The following is a 24,499-nucleotide window of genomic DNA, read 5'->3' as shown; positions in this document are numbered from 1 at the left end:
CGCCTGAGGCCGCCACCCGCTTTGTGTGAGGAGATACCGCGATGACGTCGTTCAACTCCGGGGCCCAACCCCAGAACCGTGCGCCTCAATCCATCGGCTTTCTGCTGCTGGACAATTTCACGCTGATTTCCCTGGCGTCCGCCGTTGAGCCGCTGCGCATGGCCAACCAGTTGTCCGGTCGCGAGCTGTATCGCTGGAGCACCCTCACCGTCGATGGCGGCCAGGTCTGGGCCAGTGACGGTCTGCAGATCACTCCCGACGCCTCCATGCACAAAGCCCCGCCCCTGGACACTGTAATTGTCTGCGGCGGCATCGGCATTCAACGCACCGTGACCCGTGAACACGTCTCTTGGCTGCAAAGTCAGGCGCGCCAGTCCAAGCGCCTGGGCGCGGTGTGCACCGGCAGTTGGGCGCTGGCCTGCGCCGGTCTGCTCGACGGCTTCGATTGCAGCGTGCACTGGGAATGTCTGGCGGCGATGCAGGAAGCTTTCCCGCGCGTGGCCATGAGCACACGCCTGTTCACCCTCGACCGTAACCGCTTCACCAGTTCCGGCGGTACCGCGCCGCTGGACATGATGCTGCACCTGATCAGCCGCGATCACGGTCGTGAACTGTCGGCAGCGATCTCGGAAATGTTCGTCTACGAGCGCATCCGCAACGAACAGGATCATCAGCGTGTGCCGCTCAAGCACATGCTCGGCACCAATCAGCCGAAGCTGCAGGAAATCGTCGCGTTGATGGAGGCCAATCTGGAAGAGCCGATCGACCTTGATGAGCTGGCAGTGTATGTCGCGGTGTCGCGTCGACAACTGGAGCGGTTGTTCCAGAAATACCTGCACTGCTCGCCGTCACGCTATTACCTGAAGTTGCGCCTGATCCGCGCCCGGCAACTGCTCAAGCAGACGCCGATGTCGATCATCGAGGTGGCGTCGGTGTGTGGGTTCGTCTCCACGCCGCACTTCTCCAAGTGCTATCGCGAGTACTTCGGCATTCCGCCACGTGACGAGCGCGTGGGCTCCAACACCACCCAGCAGGTAGCCATGCTGCCGCTGCCGCAGGCCATCGTGATGTCGCCGCTGTCGGGGCCGATGTCAGCGCTGAGTCAGGCGCGCAATGAGTCGACGTTTGCCAGCGTAAGGCTGTAGACCGAGTCTGATCGTTCCCACGCAGAGCGTGGGAACGATCAGGTGGGGGCGAGCCTGCTCGCGAAGGGGTTTCTCAGGCGCTGTGGGACTGCTGGTAATCCGCAAGGGCCGGCAACAACTGTTTGTCGATCGCCTGACGCACCGCCGGCTGAATGCTGGCGCCGCTGGTGTACATGTCCTTGACCATCTTGCGCAGTTCGAATGCGCGAACATTATCCAGGCCACGCACCGCGCACTCACAGGCCTGCTCGGCGGTGGTACCGCTCGGCACCTGAATACCCAAGGCCTTGAGCTGGCCCAACAGATCTTCCTGGTCAATCAAATCGGCGTACATCATTACGCAAATCCTTCTGTGGCAACGGAGGTCTTGGCTCGATTCTGGTGGCCCCGACCGGACGCGGCAAGGGCGTTTTGTCGCGGTGGCCGGGACGACTATGAACAGGTCGTTTTCGGCTAACCGACTGGATTGTCGACTAGGCACACTGGCGCCAGCTCGCTTCACGAAGGTTTGGTCACCCTCGCCTGGCAGCTCCTCAACAGTACCCTCCTCAGCTCCGATCCTGTCACGGCTTGATCGGAGTTTTTTTTGCCTGTGAATCAGCCAGAGATTTGTTGTTCCCGCTGGCGCTTTCGCGAGCAGGCTCGCTCCCACTTTGGAATGCGTACCCCTGTGGGAGCGAGCCTGCTCGCGAAGAACGATGACTCGGTTCAACGTTGCAACACCAGAATCCGCGACAACAACTCATCCCGGTCGACATAGCAGCCCTGAAAATGCCGCGCCCCGGTGGCTGGATCAAAAGCATTGCGCGCATGCAGCGTGCGGCGGTTGTCAAAGCACCACAATTCGCCCGGCTTGAGCCGTTGCATCAGCCGGAATCGCGGCTCGCGGGTCATCGCAATAAAGCGCCGATAGGCTCGATACAGCAGCGGCATCTGTGCCACCGACGTATCGAACGCCCCGCGCAGAAAGTTGGCCATGCGAATCTCCGCCACCCGGCCCAGCGCATCCAAAGCAATGACCGGTGCCAGGCAGCGATAGTCGCTGTGCCGGTCCTTGTTGCGGAACTCCACGGGTATTTCACACAGGGCCTCAAACAGCTGCGGATCCTCCAGACGCAAGGCGTCGGCGATCGCAAAACCATCGACGAAAATGCTCTCGCCACCCTCGGCATCATTCACCAGGCAATGCAGAAATTGCAGTCCCGGTTGCAGCTCGCGAGTCGGCAAATCCGTGTGCAATGGCAGGTTGAAGGCGGTGTAGGCGTTGCTGTCGGCGTCGGCTTTGGATTGCACATTGAACAGCACGCCGAAGTTGCTTTCGCGGATGAAGGAAATCCGCTGCGCGATGAGCTTCAGCGAGCCCGGCTCGGTGGGCACGCCGCGCACTTGGGTCAGGCCGATGTCGCGCACGGCGAGCAACCATTGCAGCAGCGCGGCGTTGTCGTTCATCAGCGCGGTGTAGTCGAACACCGGCAACTGCAGATCGCTGTGCCACAAATGGGGCTGCGGTTTGCCGGCCAGGCGTTCGGCGCGGGACTCATCGTCATAGGCATGTGCGCGCAGCCAGCCCGGATCGAAGCGGCTCAGGTGACCATCCTGCCAGTCGATGCGCAGGCAACCATCGGTGTCGATGCGCGTGGCCAGCGGTTGCAAATCCTCGGCGGCATCGACGCTTTCAAAGACTTGCTCGCGAGTGACGCTGTAGACGCATTGATCACATGGGCAATTGTCGCGCAGCCATACCTGGTGAAACGGGCTGACACGTCCGTCAGCCCATTCGATGACAACGCGATCCGCCAGACCCTGCACGCCACCGAGCGCGCTGATCAACGGATAAGTACGAAAATCGGCAACAGCGACGGCGGTGTTCATGGCGGCTCCTTGGCGATGGGGGGGATTTACCGAGCGGGTGGCAGCGCGATCACACGGCCGATGTAAGCGGGAGCGGGCAGGTCGGTCTGATCCGCGACGATGGCCTGCAAGCGATGCAACGTGTCGGGGCTGAACGGCGCCGAGCGCGGGCCGGCGAGGTCGACGTGCAAAAGCATCTGTTCATTGCCGGCCAACTCTTGCTCATCGCCGACCTTGTGCAGGCTGTGATAGAGGTGCAGGCGCTTGCTGTCATGGCCGATGATTTGCGTGCGCACTTCCACCTCGGTGTCGAGTTTCACTTCGTGCAGATAATTGAGGTGCAGTTCGAGGGTGAACAGCGAGTGGCCGCTGGCCTCGCGGTTGCTGCTGTCCATGCCGAGGCGGTCCATCAGCGCGTCGGTGGCGTAGCTGAAGATCAGCAGGTAGAAGGCATCGCGCAGGTGGCCGTTGTAGTCGACCCAGTCGGGGATGATGGTGGTTTGGTAGGTGGTGAGGTGGGGCATGGTTTCGGTTCCAACATTGATGATGACTGGACTGCCGTCTTCGCGAGCAGGCTCGCTCCCACATTGAAATGCGTTTACCTGTGGGAGCGAGCCTGCTCGCGAAGGGGCCGGAAGCGCTTTGCAAGGTCTATTCGCTGAAACTCATTCCGTGCTTCTCTTTGGTGGTCTTCACCGCTTCAAGCACCGCCAGCAAACAATCATCACGATAGCGCTCCAGCGCCGAAATGCTGTGCCGACCGAGCTGATCAGTGGTGCCATCGACCACATCATCGATCAGCTTGTCGGTCAGCTCCGGTGCCGGCAGATACGTCCACGGCAACTGCAACGCCGGACCGAATTGCGACATGAAGTGGCGCATGCCGGCATCGCCGCCGGCCAGGGTGTAGGTCAGGAACGTGCCCATGAACGACCAGCGCAGACCAGCGCCAAAACGGATTGCATCGTCGATCTCGCCGGTCGTCGCGACACCGTCGTTGACCAGGTGCAACGCCTCACGCCACAGCGCTTCAAGCAAGCGATCGGCGATGAAACCCGGCACTTCCTTGCGCACATGCAACGGGCGCATGCCGAGGGATTGGTAGACTTGCATCGCCGCTTGCACCGCCTCGGGCGCGGTGTTTTTGCCGCCGACCACTTCCACCAGCGGCAACAGATACACCGGGTTGAACGGATGCCCGACCACGCAGCGTTCAGGGTGCGTCGAACTCTCGTAGAACTCGCTGGGCAACAGGCCTGAAGTGCTGGAGCCGATCAGCGCATCGGGCTTGGCCGCGGCGCTGATTTTGCTGTGCAGATTGAGCTTCAGTTCCAGCCGCTCCGGGGCGCTTTCCTGGATGAAGTCGGCGTCACGCACGCATTCCTCGATGGTCGCGACAAAACGCAGACGATCCTGCGAGGCACCCGGCGCCAGACCGTTCTTCTCCAGCGCGCCCCAGGCATTGGCCACGCGTTGGCGCAACGCCGCCTCAGCGCCGGGCGCCGGGTCCCAAGCCACCACGTCGAGGCCGTGTGCGAGGGCACGGGCGACCCAGCCACTGCCGATGACACCGCTACCGAGAGCGGCGAAGGTTTTGATTTCGGTGATAAAGCGCATGGTGATGTCCTGAAGAGTTCGAAGAGCCCTGTAGGAGCTGCCGAAGGCTGCGATCTTTTGATCTTGCTTCTAAAAAATCAAAGTCAAAAGATCGCAGCCTTCGGCAGCTCCTACAGGTGAAATGGGTGATGGATCAGCCGCGCTGGGTCAGGCCCATTTTCTTCCGGCCTTCTGCCGGCGTGAGCACCCGGGCACCGAGGCGGCTGAGGATCTCCGTGGCGCGCTCAACCAATTGGCCATTTGTCGCCAGCACACCTTTGTCCAGCCACAAATTGTCTTCCAGGCCGACCCGCACGTTGCCGCCGAGCAGCACCGCTTGCGCCGCCATCGGCATCTGCATGCGGCCGATGCCGAAGCCGGCCCACACCGCGTCGGCGGGCAGGTTGTCGACCATGGCTTTCATCGTGGTGGTGTCGGCCGGTGCGCCCCACGGGATGCCCAGACACAGCTGGAACAACGGGTTGTCGAGCAAGCCTTCCTTGATCATCTGCTTGGCGAACCACAGATGCCCGGTGTCGAAAATCTCCAGTTCGGCCTTCACCCCCAGTTCGGTGATGCGCTTGGCGCCGGCGCGCAGTTGCGCCGGAGTGGAGACGTAAATGGTGTCGCCGTCGCCGAAGTTCAGCGTGCCGCAATCGAGGGTGCAGATTTCCGGCAGCAGTTCTTCAACGTGGGCGAGACGGGTCAGCGGGCCGACCAGGTCGGTGTTCGGGCCGAACTCCATCGGCTTCTCGCCGGGGCCGATTTCCAGGTCGCCGCCCATCCCGGCGGTGAGGTTGACGATGATGTCGACGTCCGCCTCGCGGATGCGCTCCATCACTTCGCGGTACAGCGCCACGTCACGGCTGAACTTGCCGGTCTGCGGATCACGGACATGGCAGTGCACCACGGTGGCGCCAGCCTTGGCCGCTTCCACCGCTGCAGCGGCAATCTGTTTCGGGGTGATCGGCACGTGTGGACTTTTGGCGGTCGTGTCGCCAGCACCGGTGAGTGCGCAGGTGATGATGACGTCGTGGTTCATGGTGCGTTTCCTTCAGGCGTGATGGGTCTGTCCGCAGCCCGTTGCGGGGCTGCGAAGCGTCGTCAAATTCCCCTCTCCCTTGGGGAGAGGGTCAGGGTGAGGGGCTCTTCAATCGAGGGGTTATTTGCTGGTCAGTTGCAGATTTTCAGCAGCCGGTTTGCCATCGAAAGTCGTCACACCTTCAAGCCAGCGCTGTTTGTCTTCGGGGTGATCCTTGAGCCACTGCTTCGCCGACTCGAAGGCATCCTTGTGATCGAGCAGCGGCTGCATCATCCGGCTCTCGGATTCGGCGGTGAAAGTCAGGTTGGCCAGCAGGCGGCCGATGTTCGGGCATTGCTCGGCGTATTTCGGCGCGGTGACCGTCCACACCGTGGCCATGCCTTCGTTCGGGCCGAGGGCGTCTTCGCTGCCGGTCAGATAGGTCATCTGGATGTTGACGTTCATCGGGTGCGGCGCCCAGCCGAAGAACACCACGGCTTCCTTGCGGCGCACGGCGCGATCGACGGCGGCGAGCATGCCGGCCTCGCTTGATTCGACGAGCTGGAACTTACCGAGGCCAAACTGGTTCTTGGCGATCATCGCTTTGATCTGCGTGTTGGCGCCCGAGCCTGGCTCGATGCCGTAGATCTTGCCGCCCAATTCCTTCTCGAATTTGGCGATGTCGGCGAAAGTTTTCAGGCCCTTGTCGGCCAGATAAGTCGGCACGGCGAGGGTGGCGCGGGCATCTTTCAGGCTCGGTGCTTCGAGCACTTTCACCTGATTGGCCTCGACGAACGGCGTGATGGTTTGCGTCATCAGCGGGTTCCAGTAGCCGAGGAACAGGTCCAGACGCTGATCGCGGATCCCGGCGAAGATGATTTGCTGCGAGGCGCTGGTCTGTTTGGTGCTGTAGCCGAGGCCGTCGAGCAGGACCTGGGTCATGGCACTGGTGGCGATCACGTCAGTCCAGTTGACCACGCCCATGCGTACGTTCTTGCAGGAGGCCGGTTCGGCCGCCATTACGCCGGTGCTGAAAAAAGCGGTACCGCTGAGTGCAAGAACGCAGCTGCTGATCAGTCGTTTCATGTCGGGTTCCTCGGCAGTTCGATTATTGTGGTTCCCGGCATCTGCGCGCCGGTGAGGCCAAGTTACGCAGCTATGCACCCGTGAAAGCGCACTGCGGCGACTGGCATTTGCACTGTAGCGACCTGCACGCTTGAACGCCGCCGATAATCGGCGTATCAACGAGCCACGCGACCCGCCAACCGAGTGCGCCCATGTCCCAGGATTTCTACTTTTTACTGATGCCGGGGTTCTCTGCCATCGGCTTTATTTCCGCGATCGAACCGTTGCGCGTGGCCAACCGTTTTCGCGGCGAGTTGTACCGCTGGCATGTGCTCAGCGCCGATGGCGGCGCGGTACTGGCGAGCAACGGCATGTCGGTCAACGTCGATGCGGCGCTGGAGCCGCTGAAGAAAGGTGCGACCTTACTGGTGGTGGCCGGCTTCGAACCGCTGAAGTTCATCACGCCGACGCTGGAACACTGGTTGCGCAGGCTGGATAAGGACGGCGTAACCCTCGGTGCGATCGACACCGGCAGCTTCGTCCTTGCCGAAGCAGGCCTGCTCGACGGCCATCGCCTGACCCTGCACTGGGAGGCGATCGATGCCTTCAAGGAGTCTTATCCACAGCTCAGCGTCACCCAGGAGCTGTTCGAGATCGACCGGCGGCGGATCACCTCGGCGGGAGGTACGGCCTCGATTGATCTGATGCTCGACCTGATCGCCCAGGCCCACGGCCCGCAACTGGCGATTCAGGTCAGCGAGCAGTTTGTGCTCGGGCGCATACGCCCGCGCAAGGATCACCAGCGCATGGAAGTCGCCACGCGTTACGGCATCAGCAACAAGAAACTGGTGCAGGTGATCGGCGAGATGGAACAGCACAGCGAACCACCGCTGACCACGCTGCAACTGGCGGAGTCGATCAAGGTGACCCGGCGGCAACTGGAGCGCTTGTTCCGGCTGCATCTGAACGATACGCCGAGCAATTTCTATCTGCGGTTAAGGCTGGAAAAGGCCCGGCAGTTGCTGCGCCAGACCGACATGAGCGTGCTCGAAGTCAGCATTGCCTGCGGGTTTGAATCGCCGTCGTATTTCACCCGCAGTTATCGCGCGCGTTTCGCCCGCTGCCCCCGGGAAGACCGGCGTACCGCGCAGGCGTGAATGGTTTCAGCACCACCCTAGAACCCTGTGGGAGCGGGCTTGCCCGCGATGAGGCCAGCACATCCAACATTGTTATTGCCGGACACACCGCCATCGCGGGCAAGCCCGCTCCCACAGGTTCCAAGGTGATTTCGGGAATCGGCTTATTTCTTCACCAACGCCGAGCACGCCGCCTTGTAAGCCTCATGCTGATATTTGTTCAACGTCCCGGGCAGTTCGAAATTGTGCTTCTTGGCCTGGGCATTGATCGTCTGCGGCGACAGCAGCGTTACCTCACAACCATCGAGCAGTTGAAACACGCCCTCGATCTTGAATGTCGTCGGCCCACCGGCAAACTCGCCCTTTTTGCTGCGCTTCTTGATCGCAATCCGGTCCACCGAGTTCTCCCGCACAAACGATGCCACCTGCGCCGCGAACCGCCGCACGTTCGCCGCCTCGTCGTCGTCATCCAGAGCAATCTTCTTCGTGGCGAGAGGGACGTGGCTCAACGTCGAACCATCGAGCGCCGCCACGGCGATGATCGCTTCGCTGCCTTTGATTTCAATGCCGCAGATGTTCATGGGAATCCTTAGACTGGCTTAAGAGGTTCAGCTTACAGCTCAAAACACTCACTCCTGCCCAATCGACTCCAAAAACTCCGACCGTTCATCACTCATCCGCGCGACACAGTCATTCTGCGCAATGGTGAAGGCCTTGCTCCCCGCCGTGGACGGGAACGCTTCCACCGCGCAATCCGCATCCCGCGTCTTCAACCACTGCTGCTGGGCGGTTTTCAGTTTGGCGGTGATGTCGGCCAGTTGCGTCGGGTTCTTGCCGTAGGCGGCCTGCATGCGCTCGTTGAGGCTGGCGTAGTTGTCTTTGAGCAGGTCTTCGGCGGTGCTGCGGCTGTAGGCGGAGCATTCCAGGGTCTGGATGTCGTTTTCCACCGCGTCGCACGGGTTGTTCTCGGATTCTTCGGCGGCGTGGGCGCCGGTCGCAATCAGTGCCAGGGCGAGGATTATTGATTTCATTGGGGTCGCTCTAATCCGTTGGTAGGTGCAGGCTGCGGCAGATTCTGGCGCAAGCGCGCGGGCTTGAACAGCCAGCCGATGAGGACGGCTGACGACCCTTTGTCGCGGATTGACGCTTTCGGCAATTCCCCTGTCGTTTTTGCACCCGGTCGCCCCGGCACCGAGGCATATGCTGGCCCCAAAGCGCCGGCAGACGATTCGGCGCATGAATTGCCAATAAGGGGACGCCTGATGAGCCCAGCCGAATTACACGCCGACAGCATCGTTATCGACGGTCTGATCATTGCCAAATGGAACCGCGAGCTGTTCGAAGACATGCGCAAGGGCGGTCTGACGGCAGCCAACTGCACTGTGTCGGTGTGGGAAGGCTTTCAGGCGACCGTGAACAACATCGCTGCCAGCCAGAAACTGATCCGCGAAAACAGCGACCTGGTGATGCCGGTGCGCACCACCGCCGACATCCGTCGCGCCAAGGAGCAGGGCAAGACCGGCATCCTCTTCGGCTTCCAGAATGCCCATGCCTTTGAAGATCAGATCGGCTATGTCGAGGTGTTCAAGCAGCTCGGCGTCGGTATCGTGCAGATGTGCTACAACACCCAGAATCTGGTCGGCACCGGTTGCTACGAACGCGACGGCGGACTCTCGGGTTTCGGTCGCGAGATCGTCGCCGAGATGAACCGCGTCGGCGTCATGTGCGACCTGTCCCACGTCGGTTCCAAGACCTCCGAAGAAGTCATTCTCGAATCGAAAAAACCGGTCTGCTATTCGCACTGCCTGCCGTCGGGTCTCAAAGAACATCCGCGCAACAAGTCCGACGCAGAGTTGAAGTTCATTGCCGACCACGGCGGTTTCGTCGGCGTGACCATGTTCGCGCCGTTCCTCGCCAAGGGCATTGATTCGACCATCGACGATTACGCCGAAGCCATCGAATACACCATGAACATCGTCGGCGAAGACGCCATCGGCATCGGCACCGACTTCACTCAGGGCCACGGTCAGGATTTCTTCGAATACCTGACCCACGACAAGGGCTACGCCCGCCGCCTGACCAGCTTCGGCAAGATCATCAACCCGCTGGGCATCCGCACAGTCGGCGAATTCCCCAACCTCACCGAAACCCTGCTCAAGCGCGGCCATTCCGAGCGTGTGGTGCGCAAGATCATGGGTGAGAACTGGGTAAGCGTTCTTAAGAACGTCTGGGGCGAATAACGCTTTCTCAAGACCGCCGCCGATCTGCCCCCTCTCCTGCGGGAGAGGGCTGGGGTGAGGGCCGCGGCCAACACTGAACCATCATTTTTCTGGAGTTAAGTTTCCATGGCCAAGATCGCCCCGCAATTGCCTATCGAAGTCGACAGCGAGACCGGTGTCTGGACCTCCGACGCCCTGCCAATGCTCTATGTGCCGCGTCACTTTTTCGTCAACAACCACATGGGCATCGAGGAAGTGCTCGGCGCTGAAGCCTACGCCGAGATCCTCTACAAGGCCGGCTACAAATCCGCCTGGCACTGGTGTGAAAAGGAAGCCGAATGCCACGGCCTGGAAGGCGTCGCGGTGTTCGAGCACTACATGAAACGCCTGTCGCAGCGCGGCTGGGGTCTGTTCAAGATCCAGGACATCGACCTCGACAAAGGCACCGCCAGCGTCAAGCTCGAGCACTCGGCGTTTGTCTATGTCTACGGCAAGGTCGGGCGCAAGGTCGACTACATGTTCACCGGCTGGTTCGCCGGTGCCATGGATCAGATCCTCGAAGCCCGTGGCAGCAAGATCCGTACTGTGGCCGAACAAGTCTACGGAGGCTCCGAAGAGGGCCACGATGACGGCCTGTTCATCGTCAAGCCGTTGTAAGCCGAGGATCGTGCCATGGCTTTCGAAGCAATGTTCCAGCCGATCCAGATCGGCAAACTGACCATCCGCAACCGCGTGCTCAGCACCGCGCACGCCGAGGTCTATGCGACTGACGGTGGCATGACCACCGACCGCTACGTCAAGTATTACGAAGAGAAAGCCAAGGGCGGCATCGGCCTGGCCATCTGTGGCGGTTCGTCCGTGGTGGCGATCGACAGCCCGCAGGAATGGTGGAGTTCGGTCAATCTGTCCACCGACCGGATCATTCCGCACTTCCAGAATCTGGCCGACGCCATGCACAAGCATGGCGCCAAGATCATGATCCAGATTACCCACATGGGCCGTCGCTCGCGCTGGGACGGCTTCAACTGGCCGACCTTGATGTCGCCCTCGGGCATCCGTGAACCGGTGCACCGCGCCACTTGCAAAACCATCGAGCCGGAAGAGATCTGGCGGGTGATCGGCAACTACGCTCAGGCGGCGCGCCGCGCCAAGGCCGGTGGCCTTGATGGTGTCGAACTGTCGGCCGTGCACCAGCACATGATCGACCAGTTCTGGAGCCCGCGCGTCAACAAGCGTACCGATGAATGGGGCGGCAGCTTCGAAGGGCGGATGAAGTTCGGCCTGGAAGTCCTCAAAGCCGTGCGCGCCGAGGTCGGTGACGATTTCTGCGTGGGCATGCGCCTGTGCGGTGACGAGTTCCACCCGGACGGCTTGTCCCACGAGGACATGAAGCAGATCGCCAAGTATTACGACGACACCGGCATGCTCGATTTCATCGGCGTGGTCGGCTCGGGTTGCGACACGCACAACACCCTGGCCAACGTCATTCCGAACATGAGTTATCCACCGGAGCCGTTCCTGCATCTGGCTGCCGGGATCAAGGAAGTGGTCAAGGTGCCGGTGTTGCACGCGCAGAACATCAAGGACCCGAACCAGGCTACGCGCATTCTTGAGGGCGGTTACGTCGACATGGTCGGCATGACCCGCGCGCACATCGCCGACCCGCACCTGATCGCCAAGATCAAGATGGGCCAGATTGACCAGATCAAGCAGTGCGTCGGCGCCAACTATTGCATCGACCGTCAGTATCAGGGTCTGGACGTGCTGTGCATCCAGAACGCCGCGACCTCCCGTGAGTACATGGGCGTGCCGCACATCATCGAGAAATCCACCGGGCCGAAGCGCAAGGTGGTAATCGTGGGTGCCGGCCCGGCCGGGATGGAAGCCGCGCGCGTGGCTGCCGAGCGTGGCCACGACGTCACGCTGTTCGAGAAAAAAGACTTCATCGGCGGGCAGATCACCACCGCATCGAAAGCACCGCAGCGTGACCAGATCGCCGGCATCACTCGCTGGTTCCAGCTGGAACTGGCGCGGCTGAAAGTCGATCTGCGCCTGGGCACGGCGGCGGATGCCGACACCATCATGGACCTGCGTCCGGACGTGGTGGTGCTGGCGGTCGGCGGTCATCCGTACCTTGAGCAGAACGAACACTGGGGCGCGGCCGAAGGGCTGGTGGTCAGCAGCTGGGACGTGCTCGACGGCAAGGTTGCGCCGGGCAAGAACGTGCTGGTCTACGACACCATCTGCGAGTTCACCGGCATGTCGGTGGCCGACTTCCTCGCCGACAAGGGCAGCCAGGTCGAGATCGTCACCGACGACATCAAACCGGGCGTGGCCATCGGCGGCACGTCGTTCCCGACCTACTACCGCAGCATGTACCCGAAAGAAGTGATCATGACCGGCGACATGATGCTGGAGAAGGTCTACCGCGAGGGCGACAAGCTGATCGCAGTGCTGGAGAACGAATACACCGGCGCGAAAGAGGAGCGGGTGGTCGATCAGGTGGTCGTCGAAAACGGCGTACGCCCGGACGAGGAAATCTACTACGCGCTCAAGGACGGCTCGCGCAACAAGGGCCAGATCGACGTCGAAGCGCTGTTCGCGATCCAGCCGCAACCTTCGCTGAGCGAAGCGGGCGACGGCTACTTGCTGTTCCGCATCGGCGACTGCGTGGCGCAGCGCAACACACACGCCGCGATCTATGACGCACTGCGGTTGTGCAAGGATTTCTGACGGCTTGCACCAAACCCTGTGGGAGCGAGCCTGCTCGCGAATGCAATCTGTCAGTTGACGATGATGTCGACTGACTCACCGCTTTCGCGAGCAGGCTCGCTCCCACAGTAAAGCGGATCGTGTTTCTCCAGGTTGCACTGGTGGGAGCTTCACCTATGTTGAACACCCTTCTTCCAATCCTGTTGTTCGCAGCCCTGGGCCTTGCTGTCCTCGGCGCGTTGCGGCGGATGAACATGTGGCGCCGGGGGCGGGCGGCGAAGGTCGATCTGCTCGGCGGTCTGCTGGCCATGCCCAAGCGCTACATGGTCGACCTGCATCACGTCGTCGCGCGGGACAAATACATTGCCAACACCCACGTCGCCACGGCGGGCGGTGCGGTGGCGTCGATTGTGCTGGCCATTCTGGTGCACGGTTTCGGCCTGCATAACCGCATCCTTGGCTACGCCTTGCTGCTGATGTCGGCGGTGATGTTTGTCGGTGCGATCTTCATGTACCTGCGTCGGCTCAATCCGCCTGCACGTCTGTCGAAAGGCCCGTGGATGCGCCTGCCGAAAAGCCTGCTGGCCTTCTCCGCGTCGTTTTTCCTGGTGACCCTGCCGGTGACGGGGATCCTGCCGGAAAACTTCGGCGGCTGGGTGCTCGCAGCCATCCTCGGTGTTGGCGTGCTGTGGGGCGTGTCGGAACTGTTCTTCGGCATGACCTGGGGCGGGCCGATGAAACATGCCTTTGCCGGTGCGCTGCACCTGGCCTGGCACCGTCGCCCGGAACGCTTTGGCGGCGGGCGCTCGACCGGTCTGAAACCGCTGGACCTGAACAATCCCGATGCGCCGCTGGGCGTGGAAAAACCCAAGGATTTCACTTGGAACCAGTTGCTCGGTTTCGACGCCTGCGTGCAGTGCGGCAAGTGCGAAGCGGCTTGCCCGGCCTTCGCCGCCGGACAGCCGCTGAACCCGAAAAAACTGATTCAGGACATGGTCGTCGGCCTCGCCGGCGGCACTGACGCGAAGTTCGCCGGCAGCCCGTATCCGGGCAAACCGATCGGCGAGAATGGCGGCAATCCGCATCAACCGATCGTCAACGGTCTGGTCGACGCCGAAACCCTGTGGTCGTGCACCACCTGCCGCGCCTGCGTCGAGGAATGCCCGATGATGATCGAGCACGTCGATGCGATCGTCGACATGCGCCGGCATCTGACCCTGGAAAAAGGCGCTACGCCGAACAAGGGCGCCGAAGTCCTCGAAAACCTGATCGCCACCGACAACCCCGGCGGTTTCGCCCCGGGCGGGCGGATGAACTGGGCAGCGGACCTGAACCTCACTCTGCTCAGCGAAAAGAAATCCACCGACGTGCTCTTCTGGGTCGGCGACGGCGCGTTCGACATGCGCAACCAGCGCACCCTGCGTGCCTTCGTCAAAGTGCTGAAGGCAGCGAAAGTCGACTTCGCTGTACTCGGTCTTGAGGAGCGCGACAGCGGAGATGTGGCGCGGCGTCTCGGCGACGAAGCAACGTTCCAGCAGCTCGCCAAACGCAATATCCAGACATTGGCCAAATACAGTTTCAACCGCATCGTCACCTGCGATCCGCACAGTTTCCATGTGCTGAAAAACGAGTACGGCGCCTTCGACGGCAACTATCTGGTGCAGCACCACAGCACTTACATGGCCGAGATCATTCAGGCCGGCGCGCTCAACCTCGGGCAGCACAAAGGCAACAGCGTGACCTATCACGATCCGTGCTACCTGGGCCGCTACAACGGCGAGTACGAAGCGCCGCGCGAAGTGCTGCGTGCCCTCGGCATTGAAGTCAAAGAGATGCAACGGTCCGGCTTCCGCTCGCGCTGCTGCGGCGGCGGTGGCGGCGCGCCGATCACCGACATTCCGGGCAAGCAGCGCATCCCCGACATGCGCATGGAAGACATCCGCGAAACCGGCGCCGAACTGGTGGCGGTGGGTTGTCCACAGTGCACGGCGATGCTCGAAGGCGTGGTCGAGCCGCGTCCGCTGATCAAGGACATCGCCGAACTGGTCGCCGACGCGTTGCTCGAAGACGCCGCGCCAAGCAAGCCTGCCACCCCGGCCAAACGTGAACCTGCGGAGGTGCACTGATGAGCGACATTATCCGCCGCGACCCGCGCGCCGAATGGATTGCGCGCAACCGCCTGCATCCGCTGCACGCGGCGATGCAACCGGCGCAGCACAGCTGGATGGGTCCCAATGGCGTCATCCGCAAGAATCTGCACGGCATGGGTTTTATCGGCCCCAACGGCATCAAACGCATTGACCGCAGCGGCGCGCAGCAGGGTGGGGCGGTCAAACGCTCGGCTGCTGTTGAAGTGCAGTTGCCGCTGCATCAGGTACCGGCCCCGGCGTTCTACATCAGTGTGGTGCCGGATATGGTCGGTGGTCGCCTGAGCAGCCACGACCGCGATCTGCTCGGCCTTGCTCACCAACTGGCCGGCACCGATGGTGCGGTGCTCGCCGTGGTGTTCGGCGAGCACAAGGAAAGCGCTTTCGAAACCGCGGGCGTTGATCGCTTGCTGGTGCTTGAAGGCGAGGAATTCAGCGGTTATGCACCGGAGCAACGGGTGCAGGGGTTGCGCGCTGTGGATAACCAATTCAACCCGCGTCACTGGTTGCTGCCGGACAGCCGCAGCGGTGGCGGCGAACTCGGCCGGCGCTTTGCTGCTGCACTGGGCGAGCGCCCGGCCACGCGGGTCTGGCAGGTCAAGGATCAGGAGTGCATCGGCCGCGCCGGGGCCGGATTGCAAGATCTGGCGCGTCCGGTGGCGCGGTTGATTCTCGCCGCTGCCGAATGCGCAGAACCGGTCAGCGAAACTCGTCACGAAGCGTTGCCAGTGGAGTTATCCACAAGCGTCGCGCGCAGCTTGTCGCGAATCGAAGATCTTGGTGCCGTGGCGGTGGATCCGGCTGCTATTCCGATGGCCGAAGCGGAGTTCATTTTCTCCGGCGGCAACGGCGTCAAGGACTGGCAGTTGTTCCACGAAACGGCAGCAGCCCTCGGCGCCACCGAAGGCGCTTCGCGGGTGGCGGTGGACGACGGCTTCATGGCGCGCGATCGTCAGGTCGGCGCGTCCGGCACCTGGGTCACTGCGCGGGTTTATGTGGCTGTGGGCATCTCGGGAGCGATCCAGCACCTGCAAGGCATTGGCGCCTGCGACAAGGTGGTGGCAATCAACCTCGATCCGGGTTGCGACATGATCAAGCGTGCCGACCTCTCGGTGATCGGCGAAAGCGCAGAGATTCTGCAAGCGTTGATCGAAGCGGTCGCGGCTTACCGCAACGAAGCCAAGCGCGATGCGGCGTAAGGAAACCCTATGAACACGAACGTTATCAGTCTGGTTTCAATCGGCGCTCACCCGACCTCAGGTCGGCCACGGCGCGCCGATCAGGATGCGCGCGCGGTGGAACTGGGCCTGCAATTGGCTGGGGATAACCTGCAAGTGCTGCATGCCGGTGATGTTGCCGAACCGGCCCTGCGTGCCTATCTGGGCATGGGCCTGGAACAGCTGCATGTGCTGGAACAACCCGCTGGCGCCGACGCCTTGCCGGCGCTGACCGCGTACCTGCGCGATGCCGGGGCGCAAGTGGTGCTGACCGGCAGTCAGGCGGAAACCGGGGAAGGTTCGGGAATGTTGCCGTTCCTCCTGGCGGAAGGTCTGGGCTGGCCGCTGGTGGTGGGCCTGGCGCAGGTCGAATCGATCAATGACGGTTCGGCGCTGGTCCTGCAAGCGTTACCGCGCGGGCAGCGACGCCGCTTGAAGGTGAAACTGCCGTTTCTGGCGACTGTGGATAACGCCGCCCCCAAGCCTCGGCAGAGCGCGTACGGCCCGGCGCGACGGGGCGAATTGGCCGCCGATGACGTTGAAGTTGTTGAGGACCAATTGTTGGCCGTCGCCACGCTGCAACCGGCCAAGCCACGACCCAAGCGCTTGAAGGTGATCAAGGCCAAGAGCGGCGCCGACCGGATGAAAGCAGCGACAGCTAAGGCCAGTGGTGGCGGTGGGCAGGTGCTCAAAGGCGTCACCGCGCAGGCCGGGGCGGAGGCGATCCTGAAGTTGCTTATTGAAGAGGGCGTTGTCCGCTAGTCACCCTCTTCCAGGGAATAACTCCTGTGGGAGCGAGCCTGCTCGCGAAAGCGCACTGTCAGCCGACACATGCATCGACTGACCCGACGCATTCGCGAGCAGGCTCGCTCCCACATTGGCATTTCTCCACCGCCAATCTGTACTGCTTACCCACAATCGCTGTTGGCGAAGCTGTGGATAACGTGTTCGCCCTTCCGCGCACCCCACGCCGTTCAAGCCTTCCAGCCATAAGATCAAAAAACGATCAGTGTAACTCACGGATTTAACGGGCTTTTCACTCGGTATTAATCGAGAAGTTGCCCCCAATCTCTGTTGGCGCTTCTGTGGATAAGATGTTCGCTACCAGCTATAGGCCATATGGAGCAGGGCTTACATGGGTTTGATCAATTATTGATCAAATGTGATCCCCGGGGGCCAAGAGCTGTTAACGCGAAGGGTTTTTCCCCAGTCACAGGTGTTTTTCCACAGGAGATTGAAAGTTGTCCCCGATCTCTGTTGGCGCTTCTGTGGATAACATGTTCGCTACCCGCTACAGGCCTCTGAATACGTGTTGTGTACGAGTGTGATGAAAAAAAACGATCAATTGTTTTGAGAAACCGCGATTCAGCATAAGTCACGATTTTTCTTTGCAAATCAGCAGGATATTTTTTGAGTCATCCACAGTTACCCCCATTTGCTGTGGGCGGGTATGTGGATAACTTGTTTGCGGAAGGCTGGAGGGCTTGGTGGGTATGGGTGCGAGGGTGGTTGATCGGAAATTGATCAGCTGGAAGATGTAGCGTGGGTCAGGGCGTCTTCGCGAGCAGGCTCGCTCCCACAGGGGAATGCATTCCACCTGTAGGAGCTGCCGCAGGCTGCGATCTTTTGCTCTTGATCAGCACTGAACCGGTACGCCTTTGAGGTAAGGCGCTGGCTCAGCCCCGAGGTTGTTCAACATCCGCTCGCTGTACCAGTCGACGAAGTTGACCACGCCGAATTCATAGGTCTTCGAGTAAGGCCCCGGCTGGTAAGCGGTGGAGTTGATCCCGCGCTGGTTTTCCTCGGCCAGACGGCGGTCCTGATCGTTGGTCGCGTCCCACACCTGGCGCATGCGCTCGACGTCGTAATCGACACCTTCCACCGCATCCTTGTGCACCAGCCACTTGGTGGTGACCATGGTTTCCTGAGCGCTGATCGGCCACACGGTGAAGACGATGATGTGGTCGCCCATGCAGTGGTTCCACGAGTGCGGCAGGTGCAGGATGCGCATCGAGCCCAGGTCCGGGTTCTTGATGCGGCCCATCAGTTTGGCGCAGCCCTGTTTGCCGTCGAGGGTCATCGACACGGTGCCCTTGAGCAGCGGCATACGCACGATCCGGTTGCGCAAGCCGAAACTGGCGTGAGCGTAAGGGATCTTTTCCGCTTCCCGGGCAGCGGCGGAGGCGGCGACGTGATCCTTGAATGCCTGATCGGCGCGCGGGTCGGTGACGTCGTCCCATTCCAGCAGGGTTTTCAACAGTTCCGGGTGCGATGCGTTGCAGTGGTAGCACTCGCGGTTGTTTTCCAGCACCAGTTTCCAGTTGGCCTTTTCCATCAAGGTGGTGGTGATCGCCACCTTGGTGTTTTCCATGTCGTACGGTTCCATGTAATGGTTGAGCGTCGACAGGAAGTCATCGATGGCCGGCGGGTTCTCCGCCAGGCTGATGAAGATGTACCCGCCAGCGGTTTTCACGTTCACCGGTTTCAGGCCGTACTGCTTCATGTCGAAGTCGGCGCCCATCTCGGTGCCGGCGAACAGCAGGCGGCCGTCCAGTTCGTAAGTCCACTGGTGGTAATGGCAGACCAGTTTGGCGACTTTGCCTTTTTCACTGGTGCACAGGCGCGAGCCACGGTGGCGGCAGACGTTGTGGAACGCGTGCACCACGCCCTCGGCGCCGCGAATGACGATGATCGGGTTCTTGCCGACCTGCAGGGTCAGGTAGTTACCCTTGGCCGGGATCTCGCAGGTCATGCCGGCGATCAACCATTCCTTCTGGAAGATCTCCTGCATGTCGATATCGAACAGGCGCTCGTCGCTGTAGAACGGCTGTGGCAGCGAGAAGGTGCGCTCGCGCTCCTGCAGCATTTGTGCGGTGGCCTTGCGTGCGGGTTCCAGCGGATCGCCCAGGCTGATTTTTGCGGTGACGTCCATCGATGTAATCCTCATGGCCCTCTGCGTGGCCGGCGAAAGTGGCTGATCAGGTGTGCTGCAAAACGGTTGCTACGCAAGGTGTAAAGAAGTCGTCTTGTGTTGGGGCGAGTGTGGGGCCGGCGCTGGGGGGAACCTTATCCATGCGCGACATGGCGCAATCTGTTCCCGACGCGCAAGCCCCGGTGTTCAAGGGCTGGTCGCGATAAGTATGTCAATGTCGCGGATAGGTAAACGCACGGTCTGCGCTATACGCAGAATCGCCGACAAGAGGCCGACAGTCGGCCGTGGAGAACAGCATGTCCAACAGCTTCCTGAATCCGGTCACCACCCAGACCTGGGCCAATGGCCGACACATTGTCCGTTGCGTCAAAGTCATCCAGGAAACCTGGGATGTGCGCACCTTCTGCTTTATGGCCGACCAGCCGATCCTGTTCTTCTTCAAGCCGGGGCAGTTCGTCACCCTGGAGTTGGAAATCGAAGGCCAGCCGATCATGCGCTCGTACACCATTTCAAGCTCGCCGTCGGTGCCGTACAGCTTCTCGGTGACGATCAAGCGCGTGCCGGGTGGCAAGGTCTCCAACTGGTTGCACGACACTTTGCATGAAGGTCAGGAGCTGGCGGTGCATGGCCCGGTCGGGCTGTTCAACGCCATCGACTTCCCGAGCCCGAAAGTCCTCTACCTGAGCGGCGGCGTCGGCATCACGCCGTGCATGTCGATGGCGCGCTGGTTCTACGACACCAACGCCAATGTCGACATGACCTTCGTGCACAGCGCGCGGTCGCCGAAAGACATCATTTACCACCGCGAGCTTGAGCACATGGCGTCGCGGATCGACAACTTCAGCCTGCACCTGATCTGCGAAAAACACGGCCTCGGTGAGCCATGGGCCGGTTATCGCGGTTACCTGAACCACAAGATGCTCGAACTGATGGTTCCGGACTTCCTCGAACGCGAAGTGTTCTGCTGCGGCCCGACGCCGTACATGACTGCGGTCAAACGCTTGCTGGAAGCGGCCGGCTACGACATGTCGCGCTACCACGAAGAATCCTTCGGCGCCACGCCACCCGAGGCCCGCGCCGACGCGGTGGAACAGGCCGAACAAGCCGCCGATGCGCCGGAAATCGACGCCGCGGATCTGCATCAGGTGGAATTCACCGCCTCCGGCAAAAGCATTCGCGTCGGCCCGGGCGAAACCGTACACGCAGCCGCCGCCAAGCTCGGCCTGATGATCCCGAAAGCCTGCGGCATGGGCATTTGCGGCACATGCAAGGTGATGAAACTGGGCGGTGAAGTTGAGATGGAGCACAACGGCGGGATTACCGAGGATGACGAGGCTGAAGGGTTTATCTTGTCGTGCTGCAGCGTGCCGAAGGGGGATGTGCGGATTGAGTTTTAAATAGGCATGAACTTGGGTCGATCTCCTAAATGAGGAGATCGACCGGGAAAGTGCAATTTCAAATCAGCCCGAACAAAGCGAGCAGGCCGAAGCCCACAAAGGCAAAGCCAAATATTTGCTGGTATTTATTCAGTTTGAGCAGGTCGCGTTTGAGTTTTGGCGGGAAATTCTTAACATCTCTTGCGCTGACTTTGCCTTGGGAAATGTACCGTGCGGGTTTTTTGAGGATGCCGAAAATTTCACCCAACATATAAATACGTCCCCCCAGGCCCGCTTGCCATAACATGAGCAAAGACGATGTGATTGAACTGCGTTTTAGGCTGTTTAGGATCGTTTCCAGTCTTCTCTTGGCGGTATAAAGTAAAATTCCATTTACCACTAAAAGACCTGTGAAACTCACCAGTGTCATGATCACAATTGGATCTTTTACGATATTGTTAATTTGATCTACGGATGAGCTTATTCCCAGGCACATCATAATTGCAAAAAAAATGAAAACCAGTTTGTATAAAATAATCAGGTTCTTTTTCAGTTTTTTGGGGAAGTTTTCGAAGTCTTTCGCGCAAAGCTTTCCTGTGTGAATGTAAAATTCAGGGTTTCGCATGATGTCGAACACTTCTCCCATCATGTAGATTTTGCCCCAAGGACCTCCGTGCCAAAGCATTATCAGTCTGCTCGAAATAGAACTGTTTGTTAGATGATCCAATATGATTTCGGTCTTTGTTTTCGCGACATACAACATCACTCCTATCAAAGTAAATATGCCGACGAAGTCTACAATACCAATCAACAAGAATATTTTCTCTGAAGTATGAAGAGTCATTTAACAGCCTCGTATACTTTCTGTGCGATCCGTTCGCCGCCTTTCTCGCCCAAAGTCCCGCCGGCATAATTTCCGAGTCCTGCCAGTAGCGCACTGCAAAGTACAGTGCCAAGCCCGCCTGTCGGGAGGCCAGCGCCTACGCAAATCGTTGAGGCAGTCAAGCTTACGAGCGCGCCGGCAACCATTCCGCCACCCACACCACCCAAAAAGCTTCCGCTCTCCGTGAACTTCACTTTTTCACATGCCTCCGCGCTTCCGTGCATGCAGACATCCTGCACCTTTAAGGCGGAGGCGCCACCACCCACCGCTGTACCGATCCAGCCGCCATATTTAACGTACTGTGATGCTTGGCTGACTGCCCGAATATGCGTGGCATAACCTGGGTTCTGGCCGATGCCGCCGGCTTTTCGCCAGTGGTGCACAAGATAGGGATGATCAATGCCTAGAGTGGTCTTCAGGCTCGGGTAATCGGGGATGCCAATACTCTGCCGGGTGAACCGATTGAGTTGGACGTCCAGCTTTTTGAGTAATTGGTCACGCTTGTTTATGAATTCTTCAGAGGCCCGGTGGCCTTTTACGCCCAGCGTTTGAACATGCAACTTCTCAAGATCTGCGAGAACATTTTTTATGCCATCCAGATGATTGGCTGCCATGGCCGTGACGACCCCGATCACTTTTGATTCATAGGCGAGTGCGGTCTGGATCACGCCATAGTGCTGCGCCATGAAATCCGCTTCCTCCACGGTCAGCGGTTCCAGCGTCGCACTGACGAAACGCGCGGTCTGCATCAGCAATGCTTCCTCGTATGTGCATTGCTGATTGTCAGGGTCGCTCAGCACGATCATCGAACCGGCTTTAATCATGTCCGGGGTCGGATTCAAACTTCTGAATCTGGCGATGACATTCGGGTTGGCGGAGGGGAGCAGTTGTGCCTCAAGCTTCTCGGCGACAATACTTTTCGGCACGATGTAAAAACCCGGCTCCGATGGGGCCGGACGATCTTGCGGCCAGTGCTCGCTGGGGAAGAACTTCAAGTCGTTGATGGGGTGAGGGCTGCGCGCGGTGCTGCTGTTATTAACGCGCGCCACCCTGAGGTTCTGCTGATGAATCGCGCGCAGCAACCTGTCTGGATCGGAGCGCGAGGCAGGCTGCCTGAGCATCGATAACAGGCGTTTTTTCACCGCTTCAGGAACGGCACCTTTGGTGCCGCGTACCAGAACTCTGGATTGGTTCAGAAGATGACGCTGTTCCTGTGCAAAGGCGTCAAGGCCCATGTCCGCTGAAAGGCGGCCGCTGGCGACATCATCGACAATGCCCTTGGCGAAGCGCGCGACCTCCTGATTGAACTGCACGCGCGCACTGCCGAATGCCAGATGACGTGAGCCGACTGTCTGTGCCTGTGCGAGCAGCTTGCCGGCAACGTGTCGAACGTCGCTGAGACCATGGCGCCGATCGCTCAACCTTCTTCGCCCCACGAGGCATGGCCGCTGGTCCCGGCGAGGTGATGCACCCAGCTGATGCCACGATAACGAATGGCGACCTGCTCCTGAGGTTCCGCGTCGTTGTGCAGAATGACGTGGGGCATATCCAGGTTCAGTTCGGTGAGCACCGCACCGTCGATCGAGACAGAAAAGTATTTTTCCTGCTGACCCTGAGGGGAGGTTCGGTAGAAGTTGATCTTGCAGTCGATCTCTTCACGGTTGGCCAGTGCCTGGGCCAGCAGCGGTGAAGATTTGTCGACGACTTTGGTGACAATGACCGGCGCGTGGGTGGCTCGGTGAGAGTTGTCGAGGTTGGCGAGGTTGTGGCTGTACGACAGCACCATGATTTGATCGGTGTGTGCCGCCTGATATCTGTTGCCGACCGAATCAGGCGTTGAGCAGCCTGCCGAAATCAGCCCTTGGGTCTTGCCCGTGATCGTCATGTAGCCGGGAATTGCCATCGCGTGCGCTCCTTGAATCGGGAGCGGGCAGTCTATGGCGGGATTTTCTTGCTTTCTGTAGGCCTTGGTGTAGTCCGATTCTGAAAATGCAGGTCTGCGACGCGCAGCCTCTGGGTTGCATTCCCGTGCTGAGCATGGGAATGCAACTTGGAGGGGAATCAGGCCGACATGACCTCGCGAATATCGCGCGCCAGTTCGCGCACGCGTTCTTCTTCGGTGTCCCAGGAGCACATGAAGCGTGCGCCGCCCTTGCCGATGAAGGTGTAGAAGCGCCAGTTCTTTGCAGTCAACGCAGCGATGGCCGGCTCCGAGAGTTGCAGGAACACGCCGTTGGCCTGAACTGGGAACATCAGTTCGACCCCGGGAATGTCGCTGACCAGTTCTGCCAGCAGTTGCGCGCAGTGGTTGGCGTGGCGGGCGTATTTGAGCCAGGCGTCGTTTTCCAGAATGCCGACCCACGGTGCCGACAGAAAGCGCATCTTCGACGCCAGTTGCCCGGCCTGCTTGCAGCGGTAGTCGAAGTCTTCGGCCAGTTTGTGGTTGAAGAACAGGATCGCTTCACCCACCGCCATGCCGTTTTTCGTGCCGCCGAAGCACAGCACGTCGACGCCGGCTTTCCAGGTCAGGTCGGCGGGCGAGCAGCCGAGGAATGCGCAGGCGTTGGAGAACCGCGCGCCGTCCATGTGCAGGTGCAGGCCCAGTTCCTTGCAAGTGGCGCTGATGGCGCGGACTTCTTCCGGGGTGTAGACACTGCCGACTTCGGTGGCTTGAGTCAGGGTCACCACGCGCGGTTTCGGGTAGTGGATGTCCTGGCGCTTGAGTGCAACTTCGCGGATCGATTGCGGGGTGATCTTGCCGTTTTCGGTGCCGGCGATCAGCAGCTTCGAGCCGTTGGAGAAGAATTCCGGAGCGCCGCATTCGTCGGTTTCGACGTGGGCGGTTTCCGAGCAGATCACGCTGTGGTAACTCTGGCACAGCGACGACAGGGCCAGCGAGTTGGCGGCGGTGCCGTTGAAGGCGAAGAACACTTCGCAGTCGGTTTCGAACAGTTTGCGGAAATGATCGGCCGCGCGGGCGGTCCATTCATCGTCGCCGTAAGCGCGCTGGTGGCCGTGGTTGGCCTGTTCCATGGCGGCCCAGGCTTCAGGGCAGATCCCGGAATAGTTGTCGCTGGCGAATTGTTGGCTCTTGTCGGTCATGGCCGGCTTCCGTAATCGAGACTCTTGTGAAGGCTCGTGGTCAATGAGGATGCGCACTTTACCGAAGATCTTCCGGGGAGCACATGCAATGTCGGGT

22 protein-coding genes are annotated in these 24,499 nt (G+C 60.3%); 9 read left to right on the top strand and 13 right to left on the bottom strand.

What is annotated here, in order from left to right; all coding sequences use genetic code 11:
- The first annotated feature begins 41 nt into the window (after positions 1–41).
- Entirely contained in the window at positions 42–1,145 is a 1,104-nt protein-coding gene (gene gbdR / locus AB4O12_RS19375) for a choline metabolism transcriptional regulator GbdR (protein ID WP_007949927.1), read from the top strand.
- 73 nt (positions 1,146–1,218) lie between these two features.
- Here gbdR and AB4O12_RS19370 read toward each other — a convergent pair whose 3' ends face one another.
- The 6 genes from AB4O12_RS19370 to AB4O12_RS19345 all read right to left on the bottom strand — a co-directional run bounded on the left by AB4O12_RS19370 (position 1,219) and on the right by AB4O12_RS19345 (position 6,699).
- Positions 1,219–1,482 (bottom strand): hypothetical protein, encoded by a 264-nt coding sequence (locus AB4O12_RS19370; protein WP_008083190.1) that lies wholly within the window; start codon positions 1,480–1,482, stop codon positions 1,219–1,221.
- Positions 1,483–1,853: 371 nt separating this feature from the next.
- Positions 1,854–3,017 (bottom strand): gamma-butyrobetaine dioxygenase, encoded by a 1,164-nt coding sequence (locus AB4O12_RS19365; RefSeq protein ID WP_460059536.1) that lies wholly within the window; start codon positions 3,015–3,017, stop codon positions 1,854–1,856.
- 26 nt (positions 3,018–3,043) lie between these two features.
- Entirely contained in the window at positions 3,044–3,520 is a 477-nt protein-coding gene (locus tag AB4O12_RS19360; RefSeq protein ID WP_122699698.1) for a thioesterase family protein, read from the bottom strand.
- Positions 3,521–3,647: 127 nt separating this feature from the next.
- The gene (locus tag AB4O12_RS19355; protein WP_460059533.1) at positions 3,648–4,613 is read right to left on the bottom strand and encodes an L-carnitine dehydrogenase; all 966 of its coding nucleotides are present in this window, start codon (positions 4,611–4,613) and stop codon (positions 3,648–3,650) included.
- A 133-nt stretch (positions 4,614–4,746) separates the two neighbouring features.
- The gene (locus tag AB4O12_RS19350) at positions 4,747–5,634 is read right to left on the bottom strand and encodes a beta-keto acid cleavage family enzyme (RefSeq protein ID WP_460059531.1); all 888 of its coding nucleotides are present in this window, start codon (positions 5,632–5,634) and stop codon (positions 4,747–4,749) included.
- A 120-nt stretch (positions 5,635–5,754) separates the two neighbouring features.
- A complete protein-coding gene (locus AB4O12_RS19345) occupies positions 5,755–6,699 on the bottom strand; it encodes a choline ABC transporter substrate-binding protein (protein WP_071173857.1) in 945 nt (314 codons plus the stop codon).
- A 191-nt stretch (positions 6,700–6,890) separates the two neighbouring features.
- Here AB4O12_RS19345 and AB4O12_RS19340 point away from each other — a divergent pair, with 191 nt between their 5' ends.
- Positions 6,891–7,835, top strand: coding sequence for a GlxA family transcriptional regulator (locus AB4O12_RS19340; protein WP_460059528.1), 945 nt, complete (start codon positions 6,891–6,893; stop codon positions 7,833–7,835).
- 143 nt (positions 7,836–7,978) lie between these two features.
- Here the strand turns inward: AB4O12_RS19340 and AB4O12_RS19335 are convergent, their stop codons facing one another.
- Both AB4O12_RS19335 and AB4O12_RS19330 read right to left on the bottom strand, forming a co-directional pair.
- Complete coding sequence (locus AB4O12_RS19335; RefSeq protein WP_016772815.1) at positions 7,979–8,395, bottom strand: DUF3010 family protein; 417 nt, start codon at positions 8,393–8,395, stop codon at positions 7,979–7,981.
- Positions 8,396–8,443: 48 nt separating this feature from the next.
- A complete protein-coding gene (locus tag AB4O12_RS19330; RefSeq protein WP_236167684.1) occupies positions 8,444–8,845 on the bottom strand; it encodes a lysozyme inhibitor LprI family protein in 402 nt (133 codons plus the stop codon).
- A 231-nt stretch (positions 8,846–9,076) separates the two neighbouring features.
- On the opposite strand from AB4O12_RS19330, the gene AB4O12_RS19325 reads away from it, so the two are divergent.
- From AB4O12_RS19325 to etfB, 6 genes are all read left to right on the top strand, one after another.
- A complete protein-coding gene (locus AB4O12_RS19325; RefSeq protein WP_024014597.1) occupies positions 9,077–10,054 on the top strand; it encodes a dipeptidase in 978 nt (325 codons plus the stop codon).
- Between the two features lie 105 nt (positions 10,055–10,159).
- Positions 10,160–10,690 (top strand): 4-vinyl reductase, encoded by a 531-nt coding sequence (locus AB4O12_RS19320; RefSeq protein WP_039757633.1) that lies wholly within the window; start codon positions 10,160–10,162, stop codon positions 10,688–10,690.
- A gap of 15 nt (positions 10,691–10,705) precedes the next feature.
- A complete protein-coding gene (gene dgcA, locus AB4O12_RS19315) occupies positions 10,706–12,766 on the top strand; it encodes a dimethylglycine demethylation protein DgcA (protein ID WP_041476756.1) in 2,061 nt (686 codons plus the stop codon).
- Positions 12,767–12,921: 155 nt separating this feature from the next.
- Complete coding sequence (gene dgcB, locus AB4O12_RS19310) at positions 12,922–14,871, top strand: dimethylglycine demethylation protein DgcB (RefSeq protein ID WP_460059524.1); 1,950 nt, start codon at positions 12,922–12,924, stop codon at positions 14,869–14,871.
- Positions 14,871–16,091, top strand: coding sequence for an electron transfer flavoprotein subunit alpha (gene etfA, locus AB4O12_RS19305; RefSeq protein ID WP_151551871.1), 1,221 nt, complete (start codon positions 14,871–14,873; stop codon positions 16,089–16,091). Before dgcB ends, etfA begins: the two co-directional genes overlap by 1 nt.
- 9 nt (positions 16,092–16,100) lie before the next feature.
- Positions 16,101–16,871: an electron transfer flavoprotein subunit beta gene (gene etfB, locus AB4O12_RS19300; protein WP_024014592.1), complete on the top strand. Its 771-nt coding sequence runs from the start codon at positions 16,101–16,103 to the stop codon at positions 16,869–16,871.
- Positions 16,872–17,745: 874 nt separating this feature from the next.
- Here etfB and gbcA read toward each other — a convergent pair.
- Positions 17,746–19,041, bottom strand: coding sequence for a glycine-betaine demethylase subunit GbcA (gene gbcA / locus AB4O12_RS19295; protein WP_460059521.1), 1,296 nt, complete (start codon positions 19,039–19,041; stop codon positions 17,746–17,748).
- 296 nt (positions 19,042–19,337) lie between these two features.
- Between gbcA and gbcB the strand changes: the two genes are divergently transcribed.
- A complete protein-coding gene (gene gbcB / locus AB4O12_RS19290; RefSeq protein ID WP_016772824.1) occupies positions 19,338–20,438 on the top strand; it encodes a glycine-betaine demethylase subunit GbcB in 1,101 nt (366 codons plus the stop codon).
- A 58-nt stretch (positions 20,439–20,496) separates the two neighbouring features.
- Here gbcB and AB4O12_RS19285 read toward each other — a convergent pair whose 3' ends face one another.
- The 4 genes from AB4O12_RS19285 to AB4O12_RS19270 all read right to left on the bottom strand — a co-directional run bounded on the left by AB4O12_RS19285 (position 20,497) and on the right by AB4O12_RS19270 (position 24,402).
- Positions 20,497–21,261 carry a hypothetical protein gene (locus tag AB4O12_RS19285; protein WP_310218959.1) on the bottom strand — a complete coding sequence of 255 codons (765 nt, stop codon included), beginning with the start codon at positions 21,259–21,261 and terminating at the stop codon, positions 20,497–20,499.
- Positions 21,258–22,613, bottom strand: coding sequence for a hypothetical protein (locus tag AB4O12_RS19280; RefSeq protein WP_460059518.1), 1,356 nt, complete (start codon positions 22,611–22,613; stop codon positions 21,258–21,260). The genes AB4O12_RS19285 and AB4O12_RS19280 overlap by 4 nt, the downstream gene beginning before the upstream one ends.
- 104 nt (positions 22,614–22,717) lie before the next feature.
- Positions 22,718–23,203, bottom strand: a complete 486-nt coding sequence (locus tag AB4O12_RS19275) for an Hcp family type VI secretion system effector (RefSeq protein WP_256808021.1) — start codon at positions 23,201–23,203, stop codon at positions 22,718–22,720.
- 158 nt (positions 23,204–23,361) lie between these two features.
- Entirely contained in the window at positions 23,362–24,402 is a 1,041-nt protein-coding gene (locus tag AB4O12_RS19270; RefSeq protein ID WP_016772826.1) for a threonine aldolase family protein, read from the bottom strand.
- Positions 24,403–24,499 lie beyond the last annotated feature (97 nt).

Source organism: Pseudomonas sp. S2_A05, assembly GCF_054668485.1.
This window is presented reverse-complemented; position numbering and strand designations above follow the sequence as displayed.